The sequence below is a fragment of the Arthrobacter sp. ISL-5 genome, assembly GCF_018613835.1.
In the GTDB taxonomy this organism is placed as follows: Bacteria; Actinomycetota; Actinomycetes; order Actinomycetales; family Micrococcaceae; genus Arthrobacter.
Genome location: NZ_JAGGPM010000063.1, coordinates 1 through 15,854, shown reverse-complemented (window position 1 = coordinate 15,854; position 15,854 = coordinate 1). Strand labels below are relative to the sequence as shown.

The 15,854-nt window shown below is 61.4% G+C and carries 12 protein-coding genes; 6 read left to right on the top strand and 6 right to left on the bottom strand.

Going from position 1 to position 15,854, the window contains the following annotated elements; translation table 11 throughout:
- The first annotated feature begins 432 nt into the window (after nucleotides 1–432).
- Nucleotides 433–1,029 (top strand): hypothetical protein, encoded by a 597-nt coding sequence (locus J7I89_RS24485; RefSeq protein WP_214975915.1) that lies wholly within the window; start codon nucleotides 433–435, stop codon nucleotides 1,027–1,029.
- A gap of 889 nt (nucleotides 1,030–1,918) precedes the next feature.
- On the opposite strand, the gene J7I89_RS24480 is transcribed toward J7I89_RS24485, so the two are convergent.
- Nucleotides 1,919–2,389: a DUF4383 domain-containing protein gene (locus J7I89_RS24480; protein ID WP_214975913.1), complete on the bottom strand. Its 471-nt coding sequence runs from the start codon at nucleotides 2,387–2,389 to the stop codon at nucleotides 1,919–1,921.
- Nucleotides 2,390–4,560: 2,171 nt separating this feature from the next.
- Between J7I89_RS24480 and J7I89_RS24475 the strand changes: the two genes are divergently transcribed.
- The 4 genes from J7I89_RS24475 (at nucleotide 4,561) to J7I89_RS24460 (ending at nucleotide 8,973) form a co-directional block, all read left to right on the top strand.
- Nucleotides 4,561–5,127, top strand: a complete 567-nt coding sequence (locus tag J7I89_RS24475; RefSeq protein WP_214975911.1) for a hypothetical protein — start codon at nucleotides 4,561–4,563, stop codon at nucleotides 5,125–5,127.
- Between the two features lie 616 nt (nucleotides 5,128–5,743).
- Nucleotides 5,744–6,634, top strand: coding sequence for a hypothetical protein (locus J7I89_RS24470; RefSeq protein ID WP_214975909.1), 891 nt, complete (start codon nucleotides 5,744–5,746; stop codon nucleotides 6,632–6,634).
- A gap of 713 nt (nucleotides 6,635–7,347) precedes the next feature.
- Nucleotides 7,348–7,782, top strand: coding sequence for a hypothetical protein (locus J7I89_RS24465; RefSeq protein ID WP_214975907.1), 435 nt, complete (start codon nucleotides 7,348–7,350; stop codon nucleotides 7,780–7,782).
- A gap of 348 nt (nucleotides 7,783–8,130) precedes the next feature.
- Entirely contained in the window at nucleotides 8,131–8,973 is an 843-nt protein-coding gene (locus tag J7I89_RS24460; protein ID WP_214975905.1) for an SGNH/GDSL hydrolase family protein, read from the top strand.
- Between the two features lie 758 nt (nucleotides 8,974–9,731).
- Here J7I89_RS24460 and J7I89_RS24455 read toward each other — a convergent pair.
- From J7I89_RS24455 to J7I89_RS24435, 5 genes are all read right to left on the bottom strand, one after another.
- The gene (locus tag J7I89_RS24455) at nucleotides 9,732–10,343 is read right to left on the bottom strand and encodes a recombinase family protein (RefSeq protein WP_214975903.1); all 612 of its coding nucleotides are present in this window, start codon (nucleotides 10,341–10,343) and stop codon (nucleotides 9,732–9,734) included.
- A gap of 341 nt (nucleotides 10,344–10,684) precedes the next feature.
- Nucleotides 10,685–12,076: a TniQ family protein gene (locus J7I89_RS24450; RefSeq protein WP_214975901.1), complete on the bottom strand. Its 1,392-nt coding sequence runs from the start codon at nucleotides 12,074–12,076 to the stop codon at nucleotides 10,685–10,687.
- A gap of 10 nt (nucleotides 12,077–12,086) precedes the next feature.
- Complete coding sequence (locus J7I89_RS24445; RefSeq protein ID WP_214975917.1) at nucleotides 12,087–12,995, bottom strand: TniB family NTP-binding protein; 909 nt, start codon at nucleotides 12,993–12,995, stop codon at nucleotides 12,087–12,089.
- A 2-nt stretch (nucleotides 12,996–12,997) separates the two neighbouring features.
- A complete protein-coding gene (locus J7I89_RS24440; protein ID WP_214975899.1) occupies nucleotides 12,998–14,695 on the bottom strand; it encodes a Mu transposase C-terminal domain-containing protein in 1,698 nt (565 codons plus the stop codon).
- Entirely contained in the window at nucleotides 14,653–15,024 is a 372-nt protein-coding gene (locus J7I89_RS24435; RefSeq protein ID WP_214975897.1) for a DUF3846 domain-containing protein, read from the bottom strand. Before J7I89_RS24435 ends, J7I89_RS24440 begins: the two co-directional genes overlap by 43 nt.
- Before the next feature lie 109 nt (nucleotides 15,025–15,133).
- Here J7I89_RS24435 and J7I89_RS24430 point away from each other — a divergent pair, with 109 nt between their 5' ends.
- Entirely contained in the window at nucleotides 15,134–15,607 is a 474-nt protein-coding gene (locus J7I89_RS24430; RefSeq protein WP_214975895.1) for a restriction endonuclease PLD domain-containing protein, read from the top strand.
- Nucleotides 15,608–15,854 lie beyond the last annotated feature (247 nt).

Genomic DNA, 15,854 nt, shown 5'->3' with positions numbered 1-15,854 from the left:
AGAACAGAATCTAGTCCTCGTCCTATGCAAAAGAAACAGTGAAGGGCCCACAGCGTGACCCCTACGCCCGGCTACTTAACGGCCTCAACGAACCATAGAAACACGGCGTTGGCAGGCGACCACACGGGCATTCTCAGCCCTGAACGGGCGCCCCGCAAGGGGCACAACGGCTACTTACGGCGTCGGAGGAGCGGAGCCTCCATTGATCGAACTCAGGCCCCCCGGTCTGCGCGATCGCCTTCTCTAGGGCCTCGGCCCTGTTGCCGGCCTGGACTTCCACGGTCTCCTGGAAGGTGCTGGACACTCACCCAGTCAGGACGCCCCGCTCTACAAGATGGGCGCACGGGACTACAGCCCCGTCGACGGAAGGTTCCTCTCCCCGACCCGGCGGGTATCCTCTGACGCGGCTACACGTACGCCGGCGCCAACTCCATGGCCAACATCGACCCAAGCGGGCTCAGCGAATATGACGGGCGTGAAATGGTCAACCGGCTCTCCAGTGGCATCGCCGAGGTCTCCGGAAACATAGCCCTTGTCTGCACGATCACCGTAGTGATCTGCGGAGAGATCGCACCTGTGGCCGGCGCGCTGTCCCTGGTGGCGTCGGCAGTTTCGGTCGCAACCAGCGACCAGACCAGCTCATGCCCTTCCGGCCACTCATCCTGCCCTGAAGCCATTGTCAGTGCGGCCATCGTCGCCGGAGCCGGCAGGTTCGGGGTTGGCGGGAAAGTAGCCAGGACCATCGAGGTCGATTCACAAAGATTCGGGGCGGCCGCACAACACATGCGTGAAACCTGTGGGAGCAGTTTCTGCGTCACCTACGATCCGGCAGGCGCCGCGGCGAGGCGGGCAGCTAACCTGAAGGAGTCTGGCCTTCCTGCGAAGTTAGGATACGACAGGGACGAGGCTCCCATGGCAGTCTTTGCAGAGTCAATTGCTATCTGTAGCGCCATCGACATGGCCACGGTGGCGGCGTTCGACATCAGGAGGGGGTTGGCGGATCCTTTGGGCAGGATGAAGGTTAGATAATGGTCTATTCGTCCCTTTGGGCCACGCAGAACTCCGGCCAGAACTCCCCCTTTGGCCTGGTTAGTGATTCCCAATTTCGCTCAGTCTGGCTGATGATTCGGCCGTCAGCTGCACCCACCGGCCGTCCCTTGCTGAAGGTGAGAGCCAAACCGGCAGCTCCAGCCACTGCAGACAGTGCATCTTTGGCGAGGGCGCGAGGCTTGGGCTGGTCGCCCATAGAAATTCTTCGCAGGAAGGCTTCGACTTCAGCATCAGCGCCGACGAGCATGGCGGCCTTCGATCTAGATAGATACCCAACTCGGATTCTTCATTTTCCATGTAATGCACTTTTTCATGCCGGCCAAGCAGCGTTCTACGCGACATTCCGAATTTCGGCATATCTAACCGGGTGAGAGGCACATTGGTTCTCTTTCCTGCACGGCTGCGGGAGGGCCGCTGTGGCGGGCTCTTCCCCAAACCTGGGTCCGTGCGGCTTCCTACAGTGCCGCGTCCCAGGAATCCCCGTGCGTGCAGGCGGTGGGGTACGGGCCCGAAGCCGTTGATGTGTGCACCCTGGCCTGGGCGACGCTGACCCCCGGGGGTTCGACACCCCGCCATCTGACCGGCCCAACAACTTTCCCGTACCCGATTTCGGCGCATGCCTGAGATCTGACAACGTCACAGGCGTATTCCCCTTGGTTATCAACGGTGACCGGTATCCAATGACCGGCTGTGCGAGGCGTTGGATCTGCGTCCGGCGGTTAAATAGCCTGGCTGCCGACATGCCTCTTGGGACGAGCAGTCAGCACCCAGTTTTAGATCGTAGAGATTCCCCTAATGCCTGGACTGCTCAAGCTCCAGTTCGTCCGGCAGCCGCTCCACGGGTTGGATGGTCTGATTTCGGAGCGCGTTAGCCCGGAAGTTCTTCATCACGGCGGTCGGGTATCCGCGTGAGGAGAACTTCTACCGCGATCATGACCACTCCGAAGCCAAAGTGCAGCCAGTTGTCTGCGGTGTTGACCGGTATGACATTGGCGGCAGTATCGCCGGTGAAGATTAGCCCATAGACCCACAGCACGAGATAGATGACTCCGCCGCCCAGCAGGAAGTTCCGTGCCTGCGTGGGCAATCCACACATAAAGAGTCCAGCTATTCCGTACAGCAGATGGACGATGTTGTGGAGGATCGAGACCTGGAAGTAGCCCAGCAGCATTGCTTCGGAATCATGGCCGGCGAAGTCCATGGATTGGTAATTGGTGGTGATCCCGGGTACGAACCCAAAGATACCGACCACCAAGAAGATGGCGCCCATTCCAAGGGTCACTTTTTGTATGTCCGTGCCTAGCCCGCGCGGGCTGTGTGCAAGCTCTTCCGTTGCCATCTTTACTCCTAGGTCCGGTGGATTAGGTCATCGGCAAAGATTAAGGTCAGTATATTTACTTTCTCCTTTGTGGCCACTGGTTGCTGAAGTCTCCGGCTTCCCGTCGGAATGATCCAATGATACGGATCAGCTGGTCCACGTCCTCGTCCTCGAACCCCGTCCCGCGCCTGGAACCGGATTTCCACGTCGAAATCCTTCTGATTCCGGCCCATCAGCTTGGAGTGTCAGCGACACTACTCAAAACCTACGATTGAGTATGTCAATCCGATTAAGGCCCCGGCGGTTCCTAGTCGGCCATCCTCGTCAAGGACGGCGTCGACATAAAAAACCTTGAACCGGAAGGATGGACCAAAATCCAGGAGAACAACCTCATCGCCGGTCAGTAGCCAGCAACCGTTCAGCGAGATCCAGCCGAAACGCCGACGGGCTCCTTGCCCACCCGGCCCATTCGACCAAATTGAATACCTCGCCATGACAACACCCATCCGCTAAGGGTTGCAATCACCGCAAGAACCCAAGGAACCCTGAACGGGACGGTTTCTAGGTGGGGACCTCAGGTGTATTCGTCCCACAGGCTTTCCCCAAGGCGCCGTTGTCAGGCTGTGATTACCTGGTCGGAAGGTGCCCCGCTGATTGGCTCGACCAGTCCATCGGGCACGGCAATTCACCCCTGTCCCTGCCGACTCCGGCGGCCCCAGACACCCAGCACCACGGCGACCCTGAGCACCGGGCATCATCTGCATTTGATGCAAATAAACAGTAAACCAATAGGAGCAAGACATGGCACTTAGCGATTATTACCCCAAGGCAAGCAATGAACTTCTTTCTCAGGAGGAAAAGAAGTTCCTTGACACTATGCCCGACGATGCTGTCAAGACTTTCCTTAGGGAATTGGATGGACAGACTAAGGGAAACATTCACCGGAATCAATAACGAAGGCGAATTCAAGCTCACGTTTGAGGGAGAGGACCGGTTGCAGGCAGTACGGGACTACTTTGAAATGCTGTTTGAATTCGGTGTAATAGAACGGCCTGCCGATGGTGGCAATTAGATTTATCGATGCTGTCTATATCGCCCTTCTACCATTGACCACGCAGGGATGGCATGGGCTCACGCGGCGTTTGTTCACCTCCTTCCTGACCCCGTCAGGGCTAGCCGTGCCCTTGCCACCGGCGCAGAGCAAATAGCGGTCGCCGGAAGCCTTCCTCCTGCCCCGGTGACTCTGGATCTTGGCTTTCCGGACATCAATGGCCTCGACGTGGCCCGCCCCATGCCGCTGACGTATCCGGCGCCCCCCCAGTTCGGTTCCCGGTGCCGGGGATAGACTCGGCTGGACATTATCTGGTGGATGTGGGGAGCAGCCATGGGTGAAGCATTTGGTGCATATAGACAGCTTCAGGATGGATTTCGGGACCACGACGGTGATCGGTGATCTAGATGGACAGGCTACTTGGTCCCGGGGTCCATTCCCTATCTTCTATTTACCCGGCGGCATTGGCTTGGCACTATCTTCTTGCAGCCAAGCTTCCGAGTGCCACCTCACTATCGAATCGTCAAGACCTTGCATTCGGGCCCTGCTCTTCTCCGCAGCAAGCGCAGCCTCTTCCCCGCGCCGCCCAATAGCGACCCTTTCGGTCGCCGACATCAGAACGACCGAAGACGAACCAGGCCGTGCGGATGAATTCCATTCCCCCTGAACACACTGATAGTTCGGTCGACCTTGTGGCAATGTAGACCACTGCTTCGGTTCGTTGCGGTTACTTCAGAACCTGCTGCATCGGGCATACGGATAGAGCCGATGACGGGATTGTGGCGCGTTTTCGTTTTCGGCGACCAAATTAGAAGGCCCGCACGCTTTCGCGTCGTGCGGGCCTTCTCAAGTTCCGAATCTCACAATCAGTTTCCATCCACAGTGGTTTCGAGAGGCACAACCACCAGACAGAACGAACGTGTGAGATTCCGAACAAGTTGGACCGTTCCGCGAAGTTGGCCCCACTGTTTCTGCGGGTTCCTCAAGCACCCGAGGTTAGCGCTGTTCCAAAGTACTTGACCTTTTCCTGACGCGTTACGCGACCCGACTGCTCGGCCGTCCTTGAAGTCCGCAATGGAGAATCGAATCAGCCTCGGTGGCGCGACTTTCAAGGGCTGCTGCTGCATCCCGACGAAGATGGATGGACATAAGCTCAGAGGGCCTTCATGAGGATACGATGCACTCAACACCACCCGGGCAGCATCTGGAGACGGGTGCAGCACTGATGGCTTGGGGGAACGCAGTGAAGCGAAAAAGCGGGATCATTCTTGCCGCGGTTCTGGCTGTTATGGCGGTTGCCGCAGCTGCCGGCTTCCTCCTTGTTCGTGCTGCCGAAGACAGAGTCACCGAGGAGTTCGTGGCCCGCGCCGACCGCTTCTCGATTCCTGCGGACTGGAGGCTGGAGGACAGCATCGTGCGCCGGGAGATGTTCCTCTGCATGGACACCAACCCGTGTCCAAGCATCGCCAAGCGCTGGAACGCCGGGAGACAACTCACTGTCGACGACCTGAAAGCCATAAGCGCCACATCGGGTTTTTCGATGAGCGTGGAAGGCACATGCAGCAGGCGGCCGAACGTCGGCGGCCCAACGACCGTATGCAGCTCGTCCGGAACTGATGGCGAATACGACTACAAACTCAATGTGACAAGCCCCGGCAAAGACGCCGGGGTGGATCTCGTGGTACTCATCGTCGAACCGCACAACTAAAACCTTGCAAACCTTCACCACCACAAAAGGCCTGTTTGTCACGTCGCCATTCACTACTGCGGGACCAACTGGAACGGACCATCGGTCAGGAATGGATGGCTGGGTCAATTAGAACGGAACATGGCCAAGTAGATCGGAATCCGGTCAGGTAGAAAGGAACAAGGCCAACTACGGCGGTTGGTGGTGTGTGAGATTCCGATCTATTTGGACCATTCCGCATAGTTGGCCCCATTGCTTCCGCGGGTTCCTCACCCACTCGAAGATGGCGCTATCCCAAGCTACTTGGCCTTTTTTCTCCTGCCTTTGCACCAGCCCTCAGGGCATCAGCGACGAGGAACGTCTCGACCCGGAGGAGCCCCACCACCACGATGGGCCCCAAAGGCCACGTTGTTGAGATCGGGGACGGCCTTACAAAAACGAGTACCCAATACTCATGCCTCGGCGCGTGCCAACGAATATGATCGGCACCGGAGCCCAGCCAGCGCAGCTCCACAACGTCGGCAGCGCCTGCCACAGCGCCGCGGTCAGGGCCACGTCCCGATACAGATGGGGCTTCTCCGCCACGGTCTGCGGCGCGACCATCGGAAGTCAGTCCCCACAGCCGAAGGAGAGACTCATGAGCATCACCGCCCCACGCAACACGGACAGCCCCGCCACCCGCCGGTCAGTGCGGACGACAGCCGCGACAGCCGCTTCCCTACTGGTCCTGGCCACGCTTTCGGCCGGATTCAGTGCGCCCGCACATGCCGCCGACGACTTCGCGGTCTCCTTCCAGTACAAAGCTGTCATAGACGCCACGCCCGTAGGCGGCAACGAAGCCACACCGTTGCGTCTCACCTACCGGATCGACCGGAATCTGCCACCAAGCAACGGCGACGGAGTTACTTGGTCGGCGTACGAACCGCTCGCGAAGCTGATTGTGGAATTGGGTGATGAATGTGTCGCCCTGTCCGGTGCAGGAGCAAGCATTGATGTGTTCAACGACGCCGGAGAACCCGCCTCGGATTACTATGGCATCGTCGCCGTGGCTCCAGCTGTTACCGGCAAGAAGCTGGCAGGCAGGGACATTGACGTCGTCCAGTTCGTTCTCGCCGACCTCGATTCCACCATGTTCTCCGACACGGCGTTGCCGACGTCGGCGGATTTTGCCGCTTCAGCGGATTTTTCGCAGAACCTTATCCTCCTGGATCGTGACCTTCTCTTCAGTGAAGGCGCCTTCCAGTTCTCCGCGTACGATCCGGCCGGGGCACTCGCGGCAATTCAGGCGGATCTGGTGGGCCTTCAGTTGAATGCAGGGGTGAACGCGTCGCTGCAGAACAGGCTCACCAAGGTCGCCGGCTACATCGACGGGATGTCATCAAAGGGCAACGCTAAGGCTGAGCAGGAGCTTCGGGGATTCATCGCACAGGTGCAAGGCCTGAGCGGCACAGGGATCCCATCCGGGGACGCTGCCCGGCTGATTGCAGCAGCGACGAATCTGATTGACCAGCTGCCCGCCTGCTCCTAACCACCGGGCACGGGCTTAATGGAGAACTCAGCGCCGGCCACGGGCCAACAGAATGCGCGAAGGAACTGCTGGTGCGGTGCGGTCAACGGCGCTGAGATCGCCAGGCGCAGCCTTGTGGCCGGCCTGACGATGAAAGCGCGGCGTCTCAGTTCCTAGTACTCGGAACTGCCTTGGGAGCCGGTGCACTTTTTTCAACCCTGCCTCTGAGCCCGGCTGGGTGGCCCTGAAAGTGGTGCTCGTTGTCTTCTGCTTTTTCTCGCCCTCGCAAATCTAGTTGGGCTACTTCTTCGACGTCATCGCTCTCGCAGGCTTGCCCTGCAGCTGTCGGCTTCGATGTCCATTTCGAGGGCGTCGCCAATGACATGCCAGCCAGTCACCGCACACAACTCATCCAGAATCGTCTTCTTGGCCGCCCGAGATGAGGGCGCTCCCGTACTCGGCGCCTTGGCCGGCCGTACTTAGGGATCGCGTGAGATTCGGGGCACCAGAGGGCCGCTCGTCCGCTGGTACCGTGCTTCAGCGTTGAACACGGGAACGCTGATCGGCGAGTAGCTGGTGGACGAAAGACAGGTAGTGAACGCTGATCGGCGAGTAGCTGGTGGACGAAAGACAGGTGGTGAATACTCTGGCCCGATGGTCTGTTGGGTCCGTAAGCTCCGATCCATCACGTCTTCGCGTGCGTGTTCCCAGTGATTTGAGCAATGGAGAGACCAATGAAAATGCATACCCGTGCCACGGCAGCCCTTGTGATGACCTGTGGATTAGGGCTCTTCGCAGCGGCTGCGCCTGCTGCTGCAGCCAACGAAGTCCTCGACATTAGCGACGGAACCCTGTTAGCCAAAGGCATCGGCTTCCAGATTTCCTATACGTACACGTGCGACCCAGGCCTCACTGCCACCTCGGCGGTCGATGTCGTCCAACGAATCAGTAAAAGCCAGGTGACGATTGCAGTCGCTGGGGACGCAAGCAAGACCGAATGCACGGGCAATCCGCAGACCCTCACGTTTGTGGGACAAACCAAGCCCGGTTACCTTCCTCTGAAGAGCGGCGTCGCCTTGGCGACTGTGACCGTGAATTTGAGCAATGACCAAAACCAGCCATTCCAAAACCTCCGGTTTGCTAAGGAGATCCGGCTCACCAACAAATGAGCACGTTTGGGCCGGGTAACCGGACCAGCCCGGCCGCCATATGGATCGGCTGACGCGAACTTTCCCTAGGCATGATTTCGGAAAGTTCAGGGCTGACTGGCTACCTGGAGCTGTTGATCTTCGCATCGGGATATGACGAGGTGGCCGCTGACCGTGGCGGCGCGTCGCTCGTTCCACATCCACCGGTTCGAGGCTCTCTGTCTTGTGCTCGTTCGGTTCCCGGCCTCAGGACGGCGGGCCGAGAACCGCCACCGTCAGAAACAACGCGGAGTCACTTACGGTCTGTCCCGGGCGGTTTTATGGGGCGCGAACTGACCCTGTATTTCTCTAAAAATTAAGGGGATATCCATGACCATGAAGTCTGCCCGACGCCGGCTGCTCACCATCGGGGCCGGCCTCGCCTCCGCTTCACTCATCTTTACCTTGACGGCCGCTCCTGCTGGAGCCGCGGTGGAGGTCAGCCCGCTGTCTCCCACCGCTGTGAAGGTTCCGGTCACATATGTGGGCCTGGGCGATTCCTATGCAGCCGGCACGGGCGGGGGTCCCACCGTCCAGAGTCCATTTCTTCCGCCCGAATGCGTCCAGACGGCAAAGGCCTACCCGACTCAGTTGGGAGGCACGAACCTGGGCTGCTTCGGCGCCACTACTGGCGACGTCGTAACCATCGCATCGGCACTCTCATCTGTGCTGGCCACCTCAAACGAGGTTAGCGTCACCGTGGGCGGGAACGACGTGGGAGCCGGTGCCGTTTCCGCCGCCTGCACAGCCGACCCCGGCGCGACCTGCAGCGCGGCCTTGGCCCAAGTCGACGCGGCGCTGCCCACTCTGACCACCAGCATCGGCGCTTTGGTGCCGTACGTGCGCAGGCTGGCACCCAATGCCGACGTCATAGTGACTGGCTACCCGCGACTCTTCACGATCGCGAGCACCACGCCTGAGCCCCTGAGGACCTTGGCCATCAAGGTCAACGCGATGACTGACAAACTCAATGCCGCGATCCGCACTGGAGCGACCCAGGCCGGCGTCCGGTTCGTCGACGTGACGTCACGGTTCAACACCCACGGCATCGGCTCGGACAACCCGTGGATCAACTACCAGCCGGGCGTACTCAACCAGGAAACCTTTCACCCGAACGCTGCCGGCTACAGCTACGGCTACCGCCCTGCAGTCAACACGGCCTTGAAGAGGTAACAGGTCTCAAGGGAAAGTGGGGCCTGCCCCGGAACTCCAGGGGCAGGCGCGTCAGACTTTCCAGTCGAAGAAGCCCTTGCCTGTCTTCCGGCACAGCTCCCCGCGCCACTTTGTCGCAGATGACGCCGGGTCGGAGCCAAAACGACCTCGGCAAGATTCCCGGTCAGGCTGACTAGTGCCGCGGTGCTGGCACGGCTTGTCCTCAGCCTGCGGTGCGTCCGGCCGCAGCGGTGCGGCCGCGGGGCCGAACCGATTTCGCACAGGCCAAATGATGGCCTCGTCGTCGGCCCAACGCCCACCATGTCTACGTCGACAGGACGTCTGGGCCACCATGGCTGTCCCGGAACCGCCCGCGGCTCACCGTGGACAGCCGCGGCAGCTGATCGTCACGCAACCGTTGGCAGGCACGATAGCGATACGCGTCGACGGCATCGACACGGAAAAGCACCGCTTCAGCGCGACGGTGAAGTAAAAACGGGGATCACCGGCATCGCAATGCCCCGTTGCCCCGAGACGCCAACCCACGGCAACATCATCGCGCCTAGCGGTCCGGGCCCGACCACCATCGTCTCGACCGCATCGCGTACGACTGTCGGTTGACCGCTGCCGGCCGTTTGAAGAATGGCGGACGGCCCAGGCGGAAGGACACCGCGCTGGAAAGCGAAGGGTTTGAGGAAAGCTGGGAGGACCAGCTACTGGGACGCATCACACCCCGGGGCTTATCCGCAACTGCTTGGCGCAGGTGCGCACTCGGGTGTCTAACGGGAAAGTAGCTTTTGGCCGTCTGGACGCAGTTCTCCCGACGGTGATACGTGCCGGTACAGGGTCTGGCGAGTGATGCCCAGTTCGGCGCAGAGGTCGCTGACTTTGGTGTCGGGCCGACCCATGGAAGCCAGGGCGAGACGGAGTTTCGCGGGAGTCATCTTGTAAGGACGGCCGCCGTTCCGGCCGCGGGCCCGGGCTGAGACGAGGCCGGCGAGGGTGCGTTCGGAGATCAACTCGCGTTCGAATTCTGCGAGGGCGGCGAAAATTCCGAAGACGAGCTTCCCGGAGGCGGTGGTCGTGTCGATGGCCGCACCCTGGCCGGTGAGGACCTTGAGGCCGATGCCGCGTTCGGTCAGGTCATGGACGATATTGACCAGATGCCGCAGATCCCGGCCGAGCCGGTCCAGCTTCCACACGACCAATGTGTCGCCGTGGCGCAGGGCTTTGAGGCAGGCAGCGAGCTGGGGCCGGTCATCCTTCTTGCCGGAGGCCCTGTCTTCGTAGAGGGAGTCCGCCCCGATGCCTGCGGCCAGGAGTGCGTCCCGCTGCAGGTCCGTCGTCTGGGAGCCGTCGGCTTTGGAGACGCGCACGTATCCAACGAGCACGGATTTCTCCTCTGTTATTTATACGTTCGTTTAAGTGACAGCCGGATCCGAAATCGGGATAACCCCGGCATCTGTCACTTAACCCGTTACTTATACTAAGTCATGCAAAGGGTTGCCCATTATCAGTATGTGACAGAAAGTCGAGGGGGATCTTGAGCGGTGACTGTTGGTTGGGAATGGCGGTTTCCTTTCAGTCTCAAATGCGGTTCCTGACCTCATGCCGCGGACCATCTGCCGCGGCTTACGGAGCAATCCCGTCTTCAACGCCAACAAGAACCGCCATTCCAAACTGTGAATTAACCGCCAAACGAAGTTAACAGTCACAGGTGGCGTCACTCGCTCTACGTGGCCGGCTTCGTGGCGGCAGCGTCCGTTTGCGCAGTGGGGTGTGCTTGTGCGCGATCGGCGCGGCCGCGCTGTTCACGCACTTCCTGCCGCAGCTCGGCAGCCTCGTCCCGGAGCAGGGTGAGCTGTTGGTCTTGCGCGGTGCGGAGATCACTGACGCGTTGGTCACCGTGAGTTCGCTCACGCTCGACGTCCGCCCATGCTGCGTCGCGTTCAACGGTTGCGGTAGCCAGATTCCCGCGCAGCGAACTGGCTTCCTCCCAAATGGTGTCGCGGACAATGCGTGATTGGTCGATTTCGTCCCGAATTTTCGCGAGGTCAGCCTCGGCGCGCTGCGCTCGTGCCGCGTTGTCGTCGGCGCGAGCGACCGCCCCTCGAGCACGTCCGTCTGATTCGGCCCGCGCGGTAGAAGCCGTCTCGGAGCGCGCATTGGCGTCGTCGCACTCGTGCTCAGCCTCCCCCAGTCTCGTGCGTACGGTCGCCAGCTGCTCGCGCAGCTGGGACAGCTCTGCCTGTGCCTGTGCGTTTTGGGCCTCGGCCGCGGCCCGGACGGCGGCCAGCTCGGCCGTCATCTGGTCGAGAGTGTGTGTCCGGTCCCCCAGCTCGTGCTGAGTGACGGCGAGGGTGGCGTGCTGCTGCTCGGCGAGGTCGGAAGCTTCACTTGTGGCGGCATCGGCTTCCAGCCGCTCCGCGTTGGCCAGACGTTGGGCTTGCTCGGCGCGGCTGGTTCGGGCGGTTGCGGCAGCAACTTCAGTGGCGGCCTCAGCCGTCACTGATTCGATCTGGGCCTCAGCGGCGTCCGGGTCAGCAACGGTCCGCAGCTCCTCTATGAGGGCGGTGAGTTGCTGGCCCAGGCGCTCGACCATCCCGGCGACCTGGCCGCTGAGCTCTCCCGCGCGCTGGCGCGAAGCGTCAACGGGGCGCTTCTCATCCGGGGCGCTCCGGCTCAGCTCGTCGGCCGGACGCCGCCGTGCGCGCCAGGCGGCGGTCCGGTTGTGCCCCTCGTTGTCGCAGTACCCGGGGGGCCTTCCAGTGCCAGCGTCCGCGCTGACGGCGGGGCGGACGCACCCCGGGAACCGGCACGTGCGTTGCTCGCTCTGCTGCACCTCGTCCCTGATATTGAGCCGCCAGGGAACCCAGCCGGCCGCACCCATCTGCTCCAGCTGGTCCGGGGTGACGCCGGTGCGTTCTGTCAGGACGTCGATCATGCCGGATGTCGCCGCCACGTCGATGTCCTCAGGGGGCCGCCATGCGAGAGTGAAGCCGAGGTCATCGGCGAGGACGTTGAGGTCGGTGCTATAGCAGTCCGCGATACGGTGCAGCCAGGAGGAGAACGTTTCACCGTCGATCGGGGCCGGATGCACCGGCCACCGGCGCGGCCCGGTCACGATGTCCTGGTCACAGCAGTTCCCGTTCGAATACGCGCCTTCGTTCGGCGGGCCCGACGTAATCGGCCATGACCAGGGTGCGTTGGTTGATGCTTTCCTCACCGCTTTCTACAGCGGCGATAGCCGCAGCGGTCAGGAGGTGGGCGAGTTCCCCGATGGTTCCCTCGCATCGAGCCAGCAGATATCGGGCCATGTCGTCGGTCGCGATGTTTGACGGATGCTGCAGCGGCAACGCGGCGGCGAAGCTGGCTAACAACGACACGGTGTCGGCACTGACAGTCCACAGGGGAAGTACGACGGGTTCGAATCGGTTCTCCAACTGGTCGTCAGATCGGACGGCAAGATACGCCTCTCGTGTTCCGACGCCGATGATGGGGATGCGCAACTCGTTGCCGAGAAAACGCAGCAGATTGAGGAACTCCCGGCGGCTGCTGCCCGCCCCGGCAAGGACGTTATGCAACTCGTCGATGATGAGCATGCGCACACCCGTTGAACGCAGCAAACTCAGCGACATCTGCTCCACGTCGACCAACCGCAACCGGGGTTGAAGAGGCGCGCCCAGCGCGGCGAGGAGCGCGATGTAGAACCGCAACACGGACGGGTCGGAGGGCATCTGCACGCACAACACGGGAATGTGTTCCCGGTCCGCTTCGGTCACCGGCAGGTGCCCTCGGCGGAACTTTTCCACGATCATCGACTTGCCGTTGTTGGTCGGCCCCACCAGCAACAGGTTCGGCATCCGCTGCTTGTCGGGCCAGCCCAGCAGGGCCTCCAGCCGGGCGACCGTCTCCACCGCCTTGGGGTAGCCGATCCACCGGTCCGCTCGGATAAGCTCTACCCTCTCGCCCGCCGGCAGCCGTGCACTGTCCCGCACCGCCGGATGCAGGTGAGACAAATCAGGTGCGACGTAGTCGGGCACGATCACCACTGCTCGATCTGATCGAATCGAACCACCCGTGCCGCAGCCGCCTCCGCGTCCTCCTGGCCCTCCTCAGACGGTTCCAGCGGCAATACGGCGGCAGGGCTCGGCGCACGGCTCTTCGCCGCGGCAGCTGTGGTTTCACGTCGTTCAGTATCGCGGCGCATGCGTTTCGTGGTTTTCGACGCGGCGCTGGCGATCTCCCTCATCTGCTCGATCATCCGGAACAGGGCTGCCTCATCCACCTGCGCGACGCCACGCTCGTGCAACCGGGCCAGGGCGCGTTGGTGCTCCCAGAGGCTCACGACCGGGTTCGCCATCGTCCGATACGGTACCTCTAAATAGAGGTGCCCGTCAGGTTCCAATACCCAGATCCGGCTGAGGTCCCGCGGATCGCGGCGGATCAGGAACGGCTCGAGGGTGTCGCGCCGGCTGATCCACGGTTTCAACGCGTTGGCGAAATAGTGGACGTGGTCGATGACGAATCCCGTCCGCGTCAGGGTTCGCCGCACAACGGGGAGGAAGTCGATCAGGAACGCTGTCGGGTTCGAGACCACCGCCGGCATCCCGGTGGCGGCGACTCCTTCGGCCCACCGGCCGGCGGGCGTCTGCCCCAAAGTGCTGTGAATACTGCCGTGGTAGCTCGCCACGGCCAAGGCCAACCATTTCTCCAACTCGTGCACCGTCAGCATCGCCATCCGGTCTGAGTCATACCGGCCACGCTCGACCGGGTTGGAGAAAGTGGTCCCAGGAAGTTCGTGGACCTGGGCCATCGCGGTCCCAATTACCCGCTCCACGATTCCGCCATAGTGCGGCCGGCCCGGCGGCCGGTACGCCAGCTCAATACCGTGCTGCTCACACCCGCGACGCAGCGCCTCGCTCTTAAATTCGCTGGCGTTGTCCAAATACAACTGCCGTGGCTTCCCGCACATCGGCCACTGCGCCTCAACCCCCAAACTCTCCAGCCACGGCCGCTTATCAGTGCCGGCATGCGCCAGACACAAGCCCACCGACACTGCCGACGGCGCGTCCAGCGTCACCACCATCCCCACAAGGGATCGGCTGCACACATCGATCGCGGCCGTCAGATATGGGCGGCCGATCGGTTTCCTCTCCCGCTCGTCGACGACGATCACGTCAATGACCGTGTGATCGATCTGCACCTGCTCCAAAATCGTGCCGATAACAGGCACCTCGCCGCCTGCGGACTGCAACGACCGCACCGCATCCGGACCGCCCCGCCGCCGGCCCACCTCCACCGGATTCAACGCCCGGATCCGCCGCTCCACACTGCTCCGAGACGGAGCCGGAAGCCCTCGTACCCGGCACGCCATCGCAATGTCACGATGCACCGCCGCCACCGTGCGCTTCTGCCGGGTCAGGAACTGCTTTCGCACCATCGCGCGGACGAGATCCTCAACCTCGTCCACAAGACGCGAGGTCCCTTTCCCACCGGAGGAGCGCCCCGGGGCCAAATCCGTAAGCAACCCAGACCCATCACGATGCCGCTTGATCAACACGTAGACCTGCCGCCGCGATATCCCCAGCGAAGCTGCGACCGCATCTACCGCGACTCTGCCAACGATGGACTGCGCTGCTAACGGCGCTATCGCCGCCGAAACCACCTTCGTGCGATCCCACACCACATCCGGCATCGTCAACGTGCCGGACTCAGCGATGCGCACAGATTCGGTGTCCATCCCGTTCCCTCCTTCTGGTGCAGAGGAGTACGAACAAAAGCGACATTAGTGCAGAGGAGTACGAAAAAACCACTGTTCACACTCCCCTGCACAACCCCGAAACCTCGACGGCTGTTGTGCAGACGACTTCGAAAAATGACATACACGTCGGCCAGCGCTCCGGTTTCTTCAAGGACCAGCAGCGCGGCACGGAGGTTCGGCGCAGGGTTCAGGATTTTGCCTTCCTCGTTCAGATAGAAATGCCAGTCATCCCCGCTCACGGCTTCGATATTCCCGGCCACGAGGGTTTGCAGGTTCTCCAAACCGGGATGCAAGAAAGTCAGCGTCATATGCCGAGTATCTGGACCTCTTAGCCAACTGAGGAAGGCAATTGCGGGCGCACCTGGGCCCAGGTCGAGAAGGACCATCGGCCCCGAACTGGCCAAGTCGTTCGAGTCGATGGAACGCCTGGATGTCGCCGTGGGGTACTTCGACCTCCGGGGCTGGAGAACCTTTCAGGAAATCGTCGATGCGAAGTCCGAGCAACACACCAAGCCCGTGACCCGGATTTTGGTCGGGATGGTTCTGGCGGGCGCCGACCGGCAGCTGCTGGATGCGCTCCAGGCAGACATGGCCCCTGCGGCCGTTAATACCGAAGTGAATAATTCCAAGGCCAAAGCGCGCCGTGATGAAGTCATTCGAAGCCTGCGTGAGCAGCTGGTCAGGGGCATTCCCAAAGCCACGGATCGAGAGACACTCCAGGCACTCAAGCGACAACTGGACAGCGGCGCCGTGGAAATCAAGGTTCACACTCGGCGCCCTCTGCATGGAAAGACATACATTTTCCACCGGCAGGACAACACAAACCCTGTCACTGGATATGTCGGGTCATCAGACCTCACATCGGCAGGCCTGAACCGTAACTATGAGTAAACGTCGATGTCTTGGATTACACCGCCGCGGCGGATCTCGCGCAGTGGTTCGAGGACCGATGGAACGACAAGTTTTCGCTGAAGCTGACCTCGGACCTGCGACGTCGTGGCGATGTACGCAAGCCGCCTGCCGCCTTAGCCACACACGAAACGTCCTGCTTAGGCCAAATAAAAATCACCGCCCGAGTCCTGTATGGGACCCGGGCGGTGATTAAGGAACGGGCTAGCTGAGGGCCGTCATGGCGTTC

What these genes read in the sequence shown, in the direction of transcription:
- J7I89_RS24485 (WP_214975915.1), top strand. Translation starts at nt 433, where the DNA reads ATGGCCAACATCGACCCAAGCGGGCTCAGCGAATATGACGGGCGTGAA.
- J7I89_RS24480 (WP_214975913.1), bottom strand. Translation starts at nt 2,389, where the DNA reads ATGGCAACGGAAGAGCTTGCACACAGCCCGCGCGGGCTAGGCACGGAC.
- J7I89_RS24475 (WP_214975911.1), top strand. Translation starts at nt 4,561, where the DNA reads ATGGACATAAGCTCAGAGGGCCTTCATGAGGATACGATGCACTCAACA.
- J7I89_RS24470 (WP_214975909.1), top strand. Translation starts at nt 5,744, where the DNA reads ATGAGCATCACCGCCCCACGCAACACGGACAGCCCCGCCACCCGCCGG.
- J7I89_RS24465 (WP_214975907.1), top strand. Translation starts at nt 7,348, where the DNA reads ATGAAAATGCATACCCGTGCCACGGCAGCCCTTGTGATGACCTGTGGA.
- J7I89_RS24460 (WP_214975905.1), top strand. Translation starts at nt 8,131, where the DNA reads ATGACCATGAAGTCTGCCCGACGCCGGCTGCTCACCATCGGGGCCGGC.
- J7I89_RS24440 (WP_214975899.1), bottom strand. Translation starts at nt 14,695, where the DNA reads ATGGACACCGAATCTGTGCGCATCGCTGAGTCCGGCACGTTGACGATG.
- J7I89_RS24435 (WP_214975897.1), bottom strand. Translation starts at nt 15,024, where the DNA reads ATGACGCTGACTTTCTTGCATCCCGGTTTGGAGAACCTGCAAACCCTC.
- J7I89_RS24430 (WP_214975895.1), top strand. Translation starts at nt 15,134, where the DNA reads ATGGAACGCCTGGATGTCGCCGTGGGGTACTTCGACCTCCGGGGCTGG.